This is a genomic window from Ruegeria sp. AA6 (assembly GCF_056542865.1).
Genome location: NZ_JBQGAN010000049.1, coordinates 1 through 13,400, shown reverse-complemented (window position 1 = coordinate 13,400; position 13,400 = coordinate 1). Strand labels below are relative to the sequence as shown.

Here is a 13,400-nt window from a genome sequence, read left to right as displayed (position 1 = left end):
TCACCCCTCCTGATACCCCCTGTTTTACTGAGGTGATCATCGGTGACGGTGCCTGTAACGGGAGCAGAACTTCCGCCCCCGGGCACCATTCCTAAAGTCAACCTATTGATTAACCTCGGTTTCTTGAAGAAGCTGCGAGATCGTAGGACATGGCGGCGAAAAATCTGATTCAAACACTCTTAGAAGTCCCAAATACATGACGAACGATGAACGAACGACCGCGATTGGTTTATTTAACTACGCGCACTCCTATTGGGCTTCGGCCTCTGTTCTTCAAGGCTCAAATGTAGACGCCACACACCCCGACGCTCCCGTGAATTACCTCTATTTTCACGCTATCGAACTTTTCTTAAAGGCATACCTACGGTCCAAGGGCTTGAGCGTTGCCGACATCAAGAACGTTGGGCATAAAATGGAGCGCTTGGCCGAGAAGGCCACAGAGCTTGGGCTGGATCTGACGGATCAAGACCAAGAAGTGATAACACTTATTGGACCAAACTACTTACCCGCTCGATACATCGTTGTAGGAGCGTTCACCAGAGCACGACCCGAGGCACTCTGGGGAACTTGCTCATGCTTATTCGACAGTATTGGCGAGGAGTTACAGCTCCAGGGAAAGGCCAAACGGCTACCGAATAGGCCCAATCATCCATCTGAAGCAGCTGGCGAAAAAGGTTGATTAGTGAAGATCACATGTTTGATGATCAAACGATCTTAATCATCCAGCGGTGCAATACTTCGAGCGGGTAGCCTTTACCATATGATTGGCCTGTACCGCCAGTTTGCCAACCACCTACCTGATCAACGATATCAGACGGACACTCGACCGCTCGCAGTCTATCCCGCATCGAATGTCGAAAGCTGTGCATTGTACACTGCTTCGGTACCAACGGTTTGAGCCATTTATTCAAAGCCGCGCTCGCCGAATTAGCGTTAGTCAAACGGGAACCGTTGTAACGTGGGAAAGCATACACGTCATCTTTACCAACGCTATGAATGCGTTTTGCCGCCCATAAGGCCATTCCGACCAGTGGAATTTCACGCTTGCTGCCCGGGGTCTTGAGTCGTCTCCAAGGGTGTTCTTGCACAATCAACTTTTGACTTGGGCCGTCAACTACTAGGTCATCAAGCGTCAGACCTGCAGCCTCTGCAAGCCTGAGACCACTGTCAGACACGAGTGCAACAAGCCATCTGAGTTCGTCGTCAAGTCGTAAGCATTCAGCCTGTACTGCTCTGATCGTATCGTTTGGCAGAGGTTGTCGCTCCTGTACCCCAGCTTGGCGGTCGAAATAAACTCCTCCAAAAGGGTTCACAGTAGAGATGCCCATTTCACTGGCCACAAAGTTGGTGACAGATCTCACTGTCCCGAAAATGCGTGTTATACTGCTGCCCGACAATCCGCGTTCGAGCAAGGCATCACGAAGAGCGTTAGCATCTCTCTTAGTGTAAGCGCAGAGGTCTTTGTCGCCAGCAATGTCCATCAGGTAGCCGCAGGCCCGTTCGGCGGCTCTGGTAAACGTAATGGGTCGGTCGGCACCTCTAAGTCGAAGATATACTCCCACAGCCTCAGAGAGTGTCACAGTCTCCACTGACGTGTGCTGATCATTGCAGACTACATCATAGGAGAATCGAAGCTTGTCCTTTCCTGGTAATTGTTCGTTGCTAACCCGGAGATGATACCAGTATTCATCTAGCTTGCCCGCCGCCCTGCTCGCCCTTGCATTTGCTACAGGAGCTGACCGAGTTCGCAGCGAGTAAGTAATCTTTCTGGTCGAATAGTACTTCTGAAGGTCACTAGGGACCCTTCTTTCAAAGTAGTAGATACCGTTCTTCGTGAAAGTGAAGGGTGTCGATTTGTCATACGCCATGTCCTACGATCTCGCAGCTTCTTCAAGAAACCGAGGTTAATCAATAGGTTGACTTTAGGAATGGTGCCCGGGGGCGGAATCGAACCACCGACACGAGGATTTTCAATCCACTGCTCTACCCCTGAGCTACCCGGGCACGGGAACGATGTTCATCGTTGGGTGGAGGCCTTCTATGACTTGCACCAAGCAGTGTCCAGAGGCTTTTTTACATTTTTTCAATGTGGACGCGATTGCTCGGTTTCATCGATAGTTGCTTCCGCATCCAGATCTTCTTCGCGCTGCGACGGTACCGCATAAGACCCGTTCAGCCACTTGGCCAAGTCAATGTCAGCACAGCGTTTCGAACAGAAGGGGCGGAACTTGGTAACGGTATCCTCGCCGCAGATTGGACAGCTCATTTCAGCACCTCTGCCAAGGGAATACGGCCACGTTTGCGCTGCAGTTCATAATGACCCAGAGGGGTCCAACCAGCCAGTGTGGTCTCGATCCCATCGGCCTTGAATGCGACGCGCAGTGTGGATTCGAACCCACGTCGGTCCTTTTTGGGCATTGGGGCAAGATCCAGAGTGATCTGCCCGCCAAGGCCGCGTACACGCAGCGCGCGAGCCAATGTTTTGGCACAGGCGAAATTAGCCTTGGTCCCAGCCGCCAGAGACGTATCGGAACCAGTATTCACATCCACAGCAACCAACGCGCGCGTCGGTTGGATATACAGGGCGCCTCCGCCTGGCAGAGGCTCGGCGATCCCGCGCGCCACGTCCAGCGCGTCCAGAACGCCTTGTGCCTCGAACCCTCCTGCCTGCGTTACGACCTCGGCCGGATCGGTCCAGTCGCGCCAGGCCAACACGTGGGGACCGTCCCCTTCGAGCAGCAATTCAGGTTCGGTTCCGGGATCATTCAAAACGTGATCGGCATGGGCCAACATGGCGTTTATGTCTTCGGCGATTTCGCCAGTGTCCTCGCCCAGGCAACAGGACCGCAGAATCAGGCCATAATCGCTGCCGTCCATGCACTCGTGCGCGATTTCCAGCAGGCGATCACGCTCATCTTCATCTCGGATGGACCGTGAGATATTCAAGCCCGGTGCGTCAGGCGTCACAATCGCATAGCGGCTTTTGAACAGGATACGGTCCGTCACCGGCAACGCCTTGCCCGGCTCGGCATAACCTGACACTTGAACCAGCATCAGGGTTCCGGGCGCCAATCCTTTGACCTGACGCAGAAAAGCGGGGCCATCCGGCGTTTTCAAGAACATGCCGCCCTGCCCTTTGACCGGCCGGTCCGCTCGGGCGCGATAGATCGTACCCGGCGCGGGTGCGTCAGAGGCAATCAGGAAATCGTCCAGCTTGCCGTCCACCATCAAGGCAGCAGCTTCACGGTTGTCGATATGGTCCAGAACGATGGTACGGCCCTTCATGATGCCTCACGATACAGGGGATAGCCGATGCCCTGCAAAAGCGCGGCGGTTTCAGAAAGGGGTAAACCCACAATGCCGGTGAACGAGCCCGAAATCCACGGGATGAAGGCACCGGCCGGTCCTTGAATGGCGTAGGCTCCGGCTTTGCCCTGCCAATCACCAGTGGCCAGATAGGCGTTGATTTCCACGTCCGGCAGGCGCTTGACCTTGACTTGAGACACCACATCGCGCTGCAGCACCCGATCTCCACGTCGCACGGCAACCGAGGTGATCACGCGATGGCGCCGACCGGACAGGGCATGCAGGAATTCCGCCGCCTGCCCTGCATCTTCGGGTTTGCCCAGAATTCGCCGCCCCAACGCGACAGTGGTGTCCGCACACAAGGTTATATCGTTGCTATCCGCCTGAATCGCTTGCACTTTTGCCCGCGTGATACGGCTGCAATATGGCACAGGCAGCTCGCCTTTCAGCGGCGTTTCGTCGATGTCGGGGGCGCGGATGGCATCGGGCTGCACGCCAAGCTGGGCCAGCAGGTCCAGCCGCCTTGCGCTGCCCGATCCTAAGATAAACGCCATTACGGTAGGCGTTACTTGAAGCGGTAGTTGATCCGACCCTTGGTCAGATCATACGGGGTCATCTCGACCTGAACTTTGTCGCCAGCCAGAACACGGATGCGGTTCTTACGCATCTTGCCTGCCGTATGTGCGATGATCTCATGGCCGTTTTCCAGCTCGACCCGAAACGTCGCATTAGGCAGGAGTTCCTTCACGACACCGGGAAATTCGAGCGTATCTTCCTTGGCCATGTTGTCTCCATCATTACGTTGCACTCGCAGAATCTGCGAGGATGTGCGCTTAAATGAGCCTATTTTGGGCTTATTTCAAGGCCAGAATCGCCTATAGGCGGGATAATGTGACTGAATTGACTCTTGGGGATTGCTCCTCCCAATGGGTTCGGTTCAACACGTGCCCATTCGCCCGAACCTCGGCAATCGCCGAAAGATCGACCTCGGCGTAGGTCCACCCAGGCTGGTTCAAGGTGCCCTCGGCCAGAACTCCGGTCGGAGGAAAACCCTTGTCAGGTGGGCCGAAAATGCCCCCGGTTCCGGTATTCATGTCCACAGCCTCGGACCAGTCATTGTTACCGACCAGCGAAGCCATCACCGTCACACATTGATTTTCCAACGCCCGTGACATGGCCCCGATGCGCACGCGCCAATAGCCTGCCAGCGCCTCGGTGCATGAGGGGACAAGAATCAGGTCCGCCTCCTGCAAAGCACGGCCCAGCAATGGAAATTCGCTGTCATAGCAAATCAGCACCCCAATCTTGCCCAATGCCGTATCGAACAGCTTCAATGGCCCGCCCGGAGCGATATCCCAGTCTTCGCGCTCGAACCGGGTCATGATCTGCTTGTCTTGATGGTCCTGCCGCCCATCCGGCGCAAAAAGCGCTGCACGGTTCACAGGGCGACCCGGTCCATCGATAACCGGAGCCGAGGCCCCCAGAATGTGAACCTTATAGTCTTGAGCAAGACGCTGCTGCAGGGTCCCAGCATCCTCCATCCGATCCGAGACAGAGCGGATCGAGCGCTCCAAGTCTCCGGCAACCTCCGCACCATCCAGCGTCGACAACTCCATCGCGCCGTATTCGGGGAAGACCAACAGCTCAGCGCCCTGCCCCACAGCATCCGAAACCCAGCGGCTCAACTTATCCTCATACTGCGCCCAACTGTCGAGCCAGTCGAGGTTGTAGGCGGCGGTTGCGACTTTCATTGATTAGGCTCCTTGGGCCAGATTTGACGAGACACTAATAGAGGGTGCCTCAAAGTGTACAGACGCATTGTTCGCCCTACTTTTATCGACGTGAAAGTGAATTGGCAGGACACGCCAGAAATGGTTCACTGAGTTCAGGAGGATGATCATGCAAAACCCGGACAGCTTCGAGAAGTTCTATTTTGCCAAAGTTGGCATGGGCGAAGCCTGCGGCTGCGCGGAACGCGTGATTGACGTGTTTGAATTCAATCGAAAGGGCGGCGCGCAATCAAAAAAAGAGCTAAAGCAGGAAAAGCGCAAAAACCGGTCCCTCAGAGGGTGGGCCGTCAAATACGGTTTGCTCAGCCGTAAGCGTCAGGGTTGAAGCGCTGGGGCAGACTACGACGACAAGTCCCGTATCCAAAACTGCAAAGGCTTGGGCGTTTCCCCTTCTTCGCCAATATCTTTCCACGAAAACTGCGCGATGACACCGGGCAAGGGTTCATACCCTCGCGCGCGCCAAAAGGCATCCAATGGCCGGTATTTCTCGGGCCTCATCGGGTGATCTGCGGGGCGCTGAACACCGCAGAAAGCGCATTTGGTGAACCCTAGGGCACGCGCATGCGCTTCGCGCAGGTCAAAGAACTTGTGACCAACGCCCTGCCCACGATAGTCAGGCAACAAGACAGATTCCGCACAGTAGAAGATTTCCGACAGGTCCAGCCCGGTGCCCTCAAACGCGGCCGCAAAATCATCGGCGTGGTCGATAAGCGGAGCACCGGTGGACGCACCGATCAGACGGTCGCCGTCAAAAGCGCCGACGACGATGGCCTTGTCGCTATCACGATAGGATTGCAGGTATTTCCGCTCATACTCCAGATCCCCGTCATACAGGTACGGCCACGCCCGAAACACCTCGATCCGCAAGCGGGCTACGTCGTCCAGGGCGGCCTCCAGCGCCGCTCCGGTCAGGGGGCGGACTGCGGTGACCTCAGCCATTCGAAACCTGCTTGGTCCAGTCCGCGAGGTTGTAGAACGTGGTGACGCGGGTGATCTTGCCGTCTTTCAGGTCAAAGAATGACCCGGCGGGCAGACGATAGGTCTGGCCGTGCGCTTCGGGCAGGCCCTCATCGGTTTCCAGATAGGTGCCGTTCACGATGAATTCGGCCGCTGCGCGGGTGCCGCCTTCGGCCTCGAATACAACGATGTCGGTCAAGTTTTCGCGGTAGCAGCGGTTCATGTGATCGCAGAACGCGGCGAATTTCTCTTTACCGATACGGATCTGGCCTTCGTTCACGTGGTGCGCCACGTCGTCGGACAGGCAGGCCAACATGCCGTCGACGTCGCCTGCGTTGAAAGCTTCGAAATAGGTTTTGACGGTCTGGTTCATTGTCACTCCGTAGGTTCACCCCAGCGGTCTTTCAGATGCATGACGATCTGATCGCGGGTCTGTCGGTAGTGATGTAGCTTTTGTTCCCGGTTCTCACCTAGTCCGGTAGGGTCCATTATTGGCCAATAATCGACATCCAGATGAAAAACCCGGGTCAATTCCAGTGCCCGGCGCTGGCTGGCTGGCGACAAGGCAATCACAAGGTCAAAGGAACTGAGGTCATCGCCCCACTCTTCCATTTCATCGAAGGAACGCGCCCGGTGGCGGGACAGCTCAACACCGATTTCCTGACAAACCGAGATACAAAACCCGTCGATCTCAAGATCGTTATGCACACCGGCGGATTGGACATAGGTGCCGGTGCCATAGAATTTTTTCATAATGCCTTCGGCCATCGGGGACCGAACCGAGTTATGGTCACAACAGAAGAGGACCGACTGCGGCAGAGGCTTCACTCGTCACCCCCCGAAGTGAAGCACGCAGATCAGCGTGAACAGGCGGCGGGCGGTGTCGGTGTCTATATCCGCCTTTCCTTCCAGCCGCTCCTGCAACACACGGCTGCCTTCGTTGTGAATACCACGCCGGGCCATGTCGATGGTTTCGATCTGGCTTGGCGGCAGGGATTTCACTGCATCGAAATAGCTTTCACAGATTTGAAAGTAATCTTTGACCACTTGCCGGAACGGCCCCAGCGACAGATGAAATTCGGCGGCTTTTTCTTCGGCTTCAGTGGCGATGTCAAAGACCAGACGTTTGTCTCGAATCGACAGCTGCACGTGATACGGCCCATCCGGCACCGTACGATCATCCCGCTGCGGCAGGGTAAAACTGTTGTCTTCCAGCAGATCATAGATGGCGACCTTACGCTCCTGCTCGATCTCCGGCGTTGGCGGAGGCAGGTTTCGGTCATCCAGTTCTATATGCGAAATGCGGTTCATGGGCATCAAGTCCGTTCAGGTCGGGACAGGCTTATCTCAACTAATATATTTGAACAATGTGAGAATAGGTCAGATTGGATGCTCGGCCGGATCAATTCCATGTTTTTTCAGCAATTGATCGAGCAATGAACCTGAATTGAAACTGTTCACTCCTGCAAACATGCGCCGAAACCAGGATCCATAAAAATGGATCGACATCTTCTCTTGCCAATTGAGCATATCAAGCTTCGAGATATCGGGGTCACCCCAAAGCGCACGGTATCGCGGCGGGATCGAGTACAGTTCGGTTCGGGGGACGGCCTTAGCGTTTTCATCTGATTGCGAAAGGAAATGAAACAGCATGGGCGGACCTAAGCTGAACAGAGGCAGGCTCCAATATGTGGATTTTCCGAAAATTTGCAGATAAGCCTGCTTTTGTTCCTCGGGCCACCAGGGCGGCACAAGATCGCTGTCAAAGGCGAACTGATACATCTGCTGCAAGGCCGCGCTGTCCTTCGGAAAAGCCAGCACCCCGTTCATCATGCGCTTTTTCTTACGATTTCCCAGAGGAAACAGGTATCCGTCCTGCGTTTCGAAAGGCCTGAGCGCGTAGGCGTCTGCATCCACCCATATGTAATCGGTCTGTTTCAGAAGCTTCAGCCTGAAGAGATCTGCATGGACGGCGACGGATCGGGTTATCGGATCACGATAAATCTCGGGCACGTCAAACACCTCGCGCGCATCTCGGGCCTCGACATAATCCGGGATGTCTTGAAGCTCGCCATAATGATAGACGATCGGCTTTTGATCGACATCAGCAAAGGACTTCAGGCACAGGTGTTCCAGAAAGGTAAGCCGTTCGCCGATCCAGAGGGTTGCCACGCGCTCCAAGTTAAACTCCTTCCAACCGGATACCGACGCAACTGGGCCTCAGTTCCGCTCAGGGTTTCAAGCCTTGGTGACCTCTTTGGCTTCGGTTAGGTGGACGCTGTGACCGGCACGCCATAACAGGTTCAGCCGTTCAAACGCATCAGCCGTGCCGTCACCGACAGCCCGTGCGCTTCAAGGCTTTCCGATTGCGCCAGCTGTTCGGCTGCAGGGCCGATCAAGCGTAGTGCTTCGGGCGTCATCTGGCTCAGCGTTGTGCGTTTGAGGAATTCCATCACGCTTAGGCCGGACGAGAATCTGGCCGACCGGGCTGTGGGCAAAACGTGATTCGGTCCGCCGACGTAATCGCCGATGGCTTCGGGCGTGTATTGACCCAGGAAGATCGCGCCCGCGTGGACGGTTTGCTCGCTCAAAGAGACGGGATCGGCCACGCAAAGCTCAAGATGCTCCGGGGCGATGCGGTTCGACAACGCGGCAGCCTCGCTCAAGTCGCGCACGGTTATGACTGCACCAAAATCACGCCAGCTCGCACCGGCAATGGCACGGCGCTGCAGGGTTTCCAGACGTTTATCGACGGCCTCAGCTACGGCCTGCCCAAAGGCAGCATCATCGGTGATCAGGATCGACTGCGCGCTTTCGTCGTGCTCGGCCTGGCTGAGCAAGTCCAGCGCGATCCAGTCGGGGTCATTGTCCTTGTCCGCGATCACCAGAATCTCCGAGGGGCCAGCGATCATGTCGATGCCGACCTTGCCAAACACCCGGCGCTTCGCAGCGGCAACAAATGCATTGCCTGGGCCGGTGATTTTGTCGACCGGGGCGATGGTTTCAGTGCCATAAGCCAGCGCGGCAATGGCCTGAGCCCCGCCAATGCGATAAATTTCGTCAACACCCGACAACCGCGCAGCCAGCAGAACCAGCGGGTTCACCTGCCCGTCCGGTGTCGGCACCACAATGGCCAGTCGCTCAACCCCGGCCACCTTGGCGGGGATCGCGTTCATCAGCACCGACGACGGGTACGAAGCCAAGCCACCCGGCACGTAAAGCCCTGCCGCCGAAACGGCCGACCAGCGCCAGCCAAGCGTTGCCCCAGCCGCGTCGGTCCATTGGTGGTTTTTGGGCATCTGCTTTTCGTGGTACGCGCGGATGCGTGCCGCGGCCAGTTCCAATGCAGTACGATCCCCTTCTGAAACCTGGGCAACCGCCGCGTCAATTTCTTCAGACGAGAACGCCATGGTTTCAGGCGTCAGCTCTAGTCGGTCGAACCTGGCGGTCAGCTCGATAACAGCAGCATCGCCCCGGGTGCGCACGTCGTTGATGATCTGCGCCACGGTGGCATCCACATCCGGGCTGTCTTCGCGCTTGGCCGACAACAGCGCCTGAAAGGCAGCTTCGAACTCGGGCAATGTGGTATCGAGGAAAACGGGCATGTCAGGCACTCCGGAGCGTTTCACGGGGACATATCGCTCAGAGGGGCTGGCCTCAACCCTTCTGCGCAGGGTGCAGCGATTTGCGCATGGCGAAACACGAGACATCCCCGCGCGCACCGCACTGACCGGTCAGCTGCCAGCCGTGCCGTTCATAAAACGCCTGCGCCGTCTTGGTCGCCTCCAGCTGGGCCTCTGAATGACCGCCCGAGATGATCTGCTGTTCCAACTGATGCAACAAGGCGGCACCGAGGCCGTGGCCCGTATGATCCGGGTCGATATAGAGCAGCGTGATTTCATTGCCGTCCAATCCACCCACGGCAGCCACCTGGCCCGCATGGTCAGCCAGCCAGATTTGCGCACCGTCCGAAATCCAGCACCGGACAGTCGACGGGTCCTTGTTTGCTGTCCATTTCGCGATGGCCCTGGGATCATTCTGATGATCCGCAACACAGAGCTGAGTGATGGACCGGATCAGCACACGACTCAGGTCGATCACATCAAAGACGGTCGCGCGGCGCAGTGTTACCCCGGTCGGGATCTGTGAGAACGCCTGAGAGATGCCGCGCTTGTTCTGCATCTATTCAGGATGATGTGGCGCTTGCCCCGAAGGCGCCTGATAAGGCCGCGTGACATCTTTGAGCGTTGCGTCCAGCGCTTCAACCCTCAGCCGGATGCCGCCATCCCCTGCCAAAGTCAGAAGTACCTGACCTGCGCCATCTTCACCTGCTTCGAAATCGACAGACAGAAGGGACAGGATCATATCCTTGTCACTGCGGTCGATACCCTGGCTGGCCACCGAAAGCACCGAGTCGAAGACCAGAACAGATTGAACACGCTCGAACGGGCGGTCGCGGCGGGTGGCGGCGTCTTTATCCTCCCACCGGAACCGGTTCAGCAGCAGGCCGAACCGGCGCTCGGACGGACGCCATGTCATCTCTGTCACCGGGAACACGGCGTCCTGCGTCAGGGTCGAGATCACCTGTAGGTCATCTGCATCCTCAGCCCCCAAATTCAGCGGGGCTTCACGCCCATCGTGAAAACTTGCGTCTGTCATTGGCCCTTGATCCGTTCGATTTTGGCGCCCACACCTTCCAGCTTGCGCACCACATGCTCATATCCGCGATCCAGATGATAGACCCGGCTGACCGTTGTCTCGCCTTCGGCCGCCAGTCCGGCTAAAATCAACGACACCGACGCCCGCAGGTCGGTCGCCATAACCGGCGCGCCTTTCAGGCTCTCGACACCGGTAACCGTGGCCGTGCCGCCATGAACCTCGATATTCGCGCCCATACGTACCAGTTCCGGGGCGTGCATAAAGCGGTTTTCGAAGATGCGTTCCTCAAGTACCGAGGTGCCTTCTGCCGTGCACATCAGCGCCATCATCTGCGCTTGCAGGTCGGTGGGGAAACCGGGGAAGGGTTCCGTCACCACATCCACGGACTGAACACGGCCATTCTTGCGCGCCACCTTCAGACCGTTTTCCGTTTGCACCACATCCACGCCCGCCGCGTCCAGTTTGGCGGCAAAGGACTCGACCAGAGACATACGACCGCCCAGCAGTTCCACCTCGCCGCCGCAAATCGCCGGAGCCAGCATGTAGGTGCCCAGTTCGATCCGATCCGTAACAACCTGATGCGTCGCACCGTGCAGCCGGTCGACGCCCTGGATCTCGATTGTCGAGGTCCCCTCGCCCGAAATCTGCGCGCCCATCTTTCGCAAGCATTCGACCAGATCGACGATCTCGGGTTCGCGCGCGGCGTTTTTCAGAACCGTCGTGCCCTTAGCCAATGTGGCGGCCATAACGATGTTCTCAGTTGCCCCAACGGAAGCAAAGCGCATCTCATGCACCGCGCCTTTCAGCCCGCCCGGAGCTTTGGCGTGCAAATAACCGTCTTTAAGTTCAATTTCGGCGCCCAGCGCCTCAAGCCCTTCAACATGCAGGTCCATCGGTCGCGCACCAATCGCGCAGCCGCCGGGCAGTGAGACAACAGCCTCTCCGAACCGGGCCAGCAACGGACCCAGCACCAAATTCGAGGCGCGCATTTTACGAACGATTTCATAATCTGCCGTTTGGCTTGTCAGGTCATGGCTGGACATCGCGATGACCTGCCCATCCTGCAACGACGACACCTCGGCCCCCAGAGATTGCAGCAGGGCTGTCATGGTCTTGATGTCGCTCAGCCGCGGCGCATTGGTCAGCGTCAGCGGTTCTTCGCTCAGTAGGGTTGCAGGCATCAACGTCAGACACGCGTTCTTGGCCCCTGCAATCGGTATCTGACCGTTCAGCGGGCCGTTGCCCGTCACCAGAATCGAATCCATCTGCTCTTATCCCTCGTCCTTTTCGGCCTTGTCCCCGGATGCTGCGCGCGCCTTCGCCTGCGCCTTGCGTCGCGCCATATTCGCCTTGAGCGCCGCCTTCAGCCGCTCTTCGCGCGCGTCCCCGGATTTGCCTTGTTTTTTTGGTGAACTTTTATCTGTCATGATCTTTCTCTACAGGAGGTGAAAAAAACCGTCCAGACACCCTTGCGCCGCGTTTCGTTTGAGTCTAATCACCCGCCCACAGCGCTGCTGTAGCTCAGAGGTAGAGCACTCCCTTGGTAAGGGAGAGGTCGAGAGTTCAATTCTCTCCAGCAGCACCATATCCCTTAAAAATTCATAGAATTATCAATGCGTTGTGTTTTTGATTCTATTTACAGCCCACCGCTTGGCCCACCTTTTGAGAATACCATTCTCAACTTCGTTGTTTGCTATCCGAAAAATCGGCGCGAGTGCCAACTGTGGTATGCGAAATTGGTTTTCTCGAAGCCTTGCGACACTTCCACCTCAGAATTGGCAGGCCTTAACTGACAGAAAAGTAAGCTGATTCTCGGGGTTCTGTACCTCAAGCTAAGGGACTTTTCTTTAATTCTCACGTTCGTCCGAAACCTAAGCATTCTGAAAAAATGTAGGTGGTGCTTTATTGGGCATCCAAAATCAGAGCTTCACTTTAACCGCTACAATTTCTCCACCACCGATTAATCACTTGAGTCGCTACAGTGATCGAGTGGCACAACAAAGGGGTCGGGTTGCGGGCAAAAGGAGCGTTGGCTGCAGCAAAAAAGTAGGCAACTGGCACATTACAGCTAAAGGTCACAATAAGGAGATGAGGTTTTTCGGTGAATACCCAATTCCCGGAGAAATCGCTGGTCGCTACAACCCAATCCATGCAATGCTATTCAGGTGAAGAACCCAGTTAATACAAACGTTCAGGTGCTAAAATGTTAAAGCGGATTTGGGCGAAGATCACCTGGAAACCATCGCGTAAGCATCCGCAAGTTTTCTATTGCCTGACACCCTATCTGAACAGCCTAGACCCGATTGAAAATCCCCGCACCCGGATCCGTGACGGACAAAAGGAACGCGAAGCTGGGCGAGACAGAAGGACCGACAAAACAATCTGGTTGCCGCTTTCTGATTAAGTGTCCTTCGTGCGTCGGCGCTAGATCTGCCCCGACCATCGTCAGGTTCGCTAACCCGCGCCTTCGTTTCTCGGCATTGAACAGCAAACACAGCAACCGTGATTTGCGTAACACAAGCGGATGGAGCGCTCTTTATCAATTTCTTAATCTTTTTCTTTGTCTATGTCTTGATGGAAGTACGTTCGCGTCGCGTTTGTCAACGGCGGTGAGAAAGTCTGCCATTGGGCGGAGCAAAAGTCGTCCACTGTTTGGGTTACCGGCGCCTTGGCAAACGCGCTCCCAAA

18 protein-coding genes, 2 tRNA genes and 1 pseudogene are annotated in these 13,400 nt (G+C 56.3%); 3 read left to right on the top strand and 18 right to left on the bottom strand.

The annotated features are described in order from the left end of the window. Positions 1-196: 196 nt before the first annotated feature. The gene (locus ACR0LN_RS23360) at positions 197-679 is read left to right on the top strand and encodes a HEPN domain-containing protein (protein ID WP_480433103.1); all 483 of its coding nucleotides are present in this window, start codon (positions 197-199) and stop codon (positions 677-679) included. 25 nt (positions 680-704) lie between these two features. Here ACR0LN_RS23360 and ACR0LN_RS23355 read toward each other — a convergent pair whose 3' ends face one another. The 8 genes and pseudogenes from ACR0LN_RS23355 to ACR0LN_RS23320 all read right to left on the bottom strand — a co-directional run bounded on the left by ACR0LN_RS23355 (position 705) and on the right by ACR0LN_RS23320 (position 5,057). Beyond that, positions 705-1,481 (bottom strand): site-specific integrase, encoded by a 777-nt coding sequence (locus ACR0LN_RS23355; RefSeq protein WP_480433104.1) that lies wholly within the window; start codon positions 1,479-1,481, stop codon positions 705-707. Positions 1,482-1,679: 198 nt separating this feature from the next. Further along, positions 1,680-1,868, bottom strand: a pseudogene (locus ACR0LN_RS23350) (DUF6538 domain-containing protein); the annotation flags it as partial. Between the two features lie 61 nt (positions 1,869-1,929). Further along, positions 1,930-2,004: transfer RNA gene (locus ACR0LN_RS23345), tRNA-Phe, on the bottom strand. A gap of 79 nt (positions 2,005-2,083) precedes the next feature. Then, the gene (locus ACR0LN_RS23340; RefSeq protein WP_480433101.1) at positions 2,084-2,266 is read right to left on the bottom strand and encodes a DNA gyrase inhibitor YacG; all 183 of its coding nucleotides are present in this window, start codon (positions 2,264-2,266) and stop codon (positions 2,084-2,086) included. Next, a complete protein-coding gene (locus tag ACR0LN_RS23335; protein WP_480433099.1) occupies positions 2,263-3,285 on the bottom strand; it encodes a ribonuclease E/G in 1,023 nt (340 codons plus the stop codon). Before ACR0LN_RS23335 ends, ACR0LN_RS23340 begins: the two co-directional genes overlap by 4 nt. Beyond that, positions 3,282-3,860, bottom strand: coding sequence for a Maf family protein (locus ACR0LN_RS23330; RefSeq protein WP_480433097.1), 579 nt, complete (start codon positions 3,858-3,860; stop codon positions 3,282-3,284). Before ACR0LN_RS23330 ends, ACR0LN_RS23335 begins: the two co-directional genes overlap by 4 nt. Positions 3,861-3,871: 11 nt before the next feature. Continuing rightward, positions 3,872-4,090, bottom strand: a complete 219-nt coding sequence (gene infA / locus ACR0LN_RS23325; protein WP_005978431.1) for a translation initiation factor IF-1 — start codon at positions 4,088-4,090, stop codon at positions 3,872-3,874. Positions 4,091-4,181: 91 nt separating this feature from the next. Continuing rightward, positions 4,182-5,057, bottom strand: coding sequence for a carbon-nitrogen hydrolase family protein (locus ACR0LN_RS23320; RefSeq protein WP_480433096.1), 876 nt, complete (start codon positions 5,055-5,057; stop codon positions 4,182-4,184). Between the two features lie 148 nt (positions 5,058-5,205). Between ACR0LN_RS23320 and ACR0LN_RS23315 the strand changes: the two genes are divergently transcribed. Next, complete coding sequence (locus tag ACR0LN_RS23315) at positions 5,206-5,421, top strand: hypothetical protein (RefSeq protein WP_480433094.1); 216 nt, start codon at positions 5,206-5,208, stop codon at positions 5,419-5,421. 14 nt (positions 5,422-5,435) lie between these two features. Here ACR0LN_RS23315 and ACR0LN_RS23310 read toward each other — a convergent pair whose 3' ends face one another. The 10 genes from ACR0LN_RS23310 to ACR0LN_RS23265 form a co-directional block, all read right to left on the bottom strand. Next, positions 5,436-6,035 carry a GNAT family N-acetyltransferase gene (locus tag ACR0LN_RS23310; RefSeq protein ID WP_480433093.1) on the bottom strand — a complete coding sequence of 200 codons (600 nt, stop codon included), beginning with the start codon at positions 6,033-6,035 and terminating at the stop codon, positions 5,436-5,438. Beyond that, positions 6,028-6,426 carry a ketosteroid isomerase-related protein gene (locus tag ACR0LN_RS23305; protein WP_480433091.1) on the bottom strand — a complete coding sequence of 133 codons (399 nt, stop codon included), beginning with the start codon at positions 6,424-6,426 and terminating at the stop codon, positions 6,028-6,030. The genes ACR0LN_RS23310 and ACR0LN_RS23305 overlap by 8 nt, the downstream gene beginning before the upstream one ends. 2 nt (positions 6,427-6,428) lie before the next feature. Further along, positions 6,429-6,881, bottom strand: coding sequence for an arsenate-mycothiol transferase ArsC (locus ACR0LN_RS23300; protein ID WP_480433089.1), 453 nt, complete (start codon positions 6,879-6,881; stop codon positions 6,429-6,431). A gap of 3 nt (positions 6,882-6,884) precedes the next feature. Further along, on the bottom strand, positions 6,885-7,364 hold the full coding sequence (locus tag ACR0LN_RS23295; RefSeq protein WP_480433088.1) for a UPF0262 family protein: 480 nt from the start codon (positions 7,362-7,364) through the stop codon (positions 6,885-6,887). 69 nt (positions 7,365-7,433) lie between these two features. Next, positions 7,434-8,234, bottom strand: a complete 801-nt coding sequence (locus ACR0LN_RS23290) for a hypothetical protein (RefSeq protein WP_480433087.1) — start codon at positions 8,232-8,234, stop codon at positions 7,434-7,436. 122 nt (positions 8,235-8,356) lie between these two features. After that, the gene (gene hisD, locus ACR0LN_RS23285) at positions 8,357-9,658 is read right to left on the bottom strand and encodes a histidinol dehydrogenase (protein ID WP_480433085.1); all 1,302 of its coding nucleotides are present in this window, start codon (positions 9,656-9,658) and stop codon (positions 8,357-8,359) included. A 52-nt stretch (positions 9,659-9,710) separates the two neighbouring features. After that, on the bottom strand, positions 9,711-10,235 hold the full coding sequence (locus ACR0LN_RS23280; protein ID WP_480433084.1) for a GNAT family N-acetyltransferase: 525 nt from the start codon (positions 10,233-10,235) through the stop codon (positions 9,711-9,713). Next, positions 10,236-10,712 (bottom strand): DUF2948 family protein, encoded by a 477-nt coding sequence (locus ACR0LN_RS23275; protein WP_480433083.1) that lies wholly within the window; start codon positions 10,710-10,712, stop codon positions 10,236-10,238. After that, complete coding sequence (gene murA, locus ACR0LN_RS23270) at positions 10,709-11,977, bottom strand: UDP-N-acetylglucosamine 1-carboxyvinyltransferase (RefSeq protein ID WP_480433082.1); 1,269 nt, start codon at positions 11,975-11,977, stop codon at positions 10,709-10,711. Before murA ends, ACR0LN_RS23275 begins: the two co-directional genes overlap by 4 nt. Positions 11,978-11,983: 6 nt before the next feature. Then, the gene (locus tag ACR0LN_RS23265) at positions 11,984-12,139 is read right to left on the bottom strand and encodes a hypothetical protein (protein ID WP_480433080.1); all 156 of its coding nucleotides are present in this window, start codon (positions 12,137-12,139) and stop codon (positions 11,984-11,986) included. 83 nt (positions 12,140-12,222) lie between these two features. On the opposite strand from ACR0LN_RS23265, the gene ACR0LN_RS23260 reads away from it, so the two are divergent. Next, positions 12,223-12,297 (top strand) — tRNA-Thr (locus tag ACR0LN_RS23260). Positions 12,298-13,400 lie beyond the last annotated feature (1,103 nt).

What these genes read in the sequence shown, in the direction of transcription:
- ACR0LN_RS23360 (WP_480433103.1), top strand. Translation starts at nt 197, where the DNA reads ATGACGAACGATGAACGAACGACCGCGATTGGTTTATTTAACTACGCG.
- ACR0LN_RS23355 (WP_480433104.1), bottom strand. Translation starts at nt 1,481, where the DNA reads ATGGACATTGCTGGCGACAAAGACCTCTGCGCTTACACTAAGAGAGAT.
- ACR0LN_RS23340 (WP_480433101.1), bottom strand. Translation starts at nt 2,266, where the DNA reads ATGAGCTGTCCAATCTGCGGCGAGGATACCGTTACCAAGTTCCGCCCC.
- ACR0LN_RS23335 (WP_480433099.1), bottom strand. Translation starts at nt 3,285, where the DNA reads ATGAAGGGCCGTACCATCGTTCTGGACCATATCGACAACCGTGAAGCT.
- ACR0LN_RS23330 (WP_480433097.1), bottom strand. Translation starts at nt 3,860, where the DNA reads ATGGCGTTTATCTTAGGATCGGGCAGCGCAAGGCGGCTGGACCTGCTG.
- infA (WP_005978431.1), bottom strand. Translation starts at nt 4,090, where the DNA reads ATGGCCAAGGAAGATACGCTCGAATTTCCCGGTGTCGTGAAGGAACTC.
- ACR0LN_RS23320 (WP_480433096.1), bottom strand. Translation starts at nt 5,057, where the DNA reads ATGAAAGTCGCAACCGCCGCCTACAACCTCGACTGGCTCGACAGTTGG.
- ACR0LN_RS23315 (WP_480433094.1), top strand. Translation starts at nt 5,206, where the DNA reads ATGCAAAACCCGGACAGCTTCGAGAAGTTCTATTTTGCCAAAGTTGGC.
- ACR0LN_RS23310 (WP_480433093.1), bottom strand. Translation starts at nt 6,035, where the DNA reads ATGGCTGAGGTCACCGCAGTCCGCCCCCTGACCGGAGCGGCGCTGGAG.
- ACR0LN_RS23305 (WP_480433091.1), bottom strand. Translation starts at nt 6,426, where the DNA reads ATGAACCAGACCGTCAAAACCTATTTCGAAGCTTTCAACGCAGGCGAC.
- ACR0LN_RS23295 (WP_480433088.1), bottom strand. Translation starts at nt 7,364, where the DNA reads ATGAACCGCATTTCGCATATAGAACTGGATGACCGAAACCTGCCTCCG.
- hisD (WP_480433085.1), bottom strand. Translation starts at nt 9,658, where the DNA reads ATGCCCGTTTTCCTCGATACCACATTGCCCGAGTTCGAAGCTGCCTTT.
- ACR0LN_RS23280 (WP_480433084.1), bottom strand. Translation starts at nt 10,235, where the DNA reads ATGCAGAACAAGCGCGGCATCTCTCAGGCGTTCTCACAGATCCCGACC.
- ACR0LN_RS23275 (WP_480433083.1), bottom strand. Translation starts at nt 10,712, where the DNA reads ATGACAGACGCAAGTTTTCACGATGGGCGTGAAGCCCCGCTGAATTTG.
- murA (WP_480433082.1), bottom strand. Translation starts at nt 11,977, where the DNA reads ATGGATTCGATTCTGGTGACGGGCAACGGCCCGCTGAACGGTCAGATA.
- ACR0LN_RS23265 (WP_480433080.1), bottom strand. Translation starts at nt 12,139, where the DNA reads ATGACAGATAAAAGTTCACCAAAAAAACAAGGCAAATCCGGGGACGCG.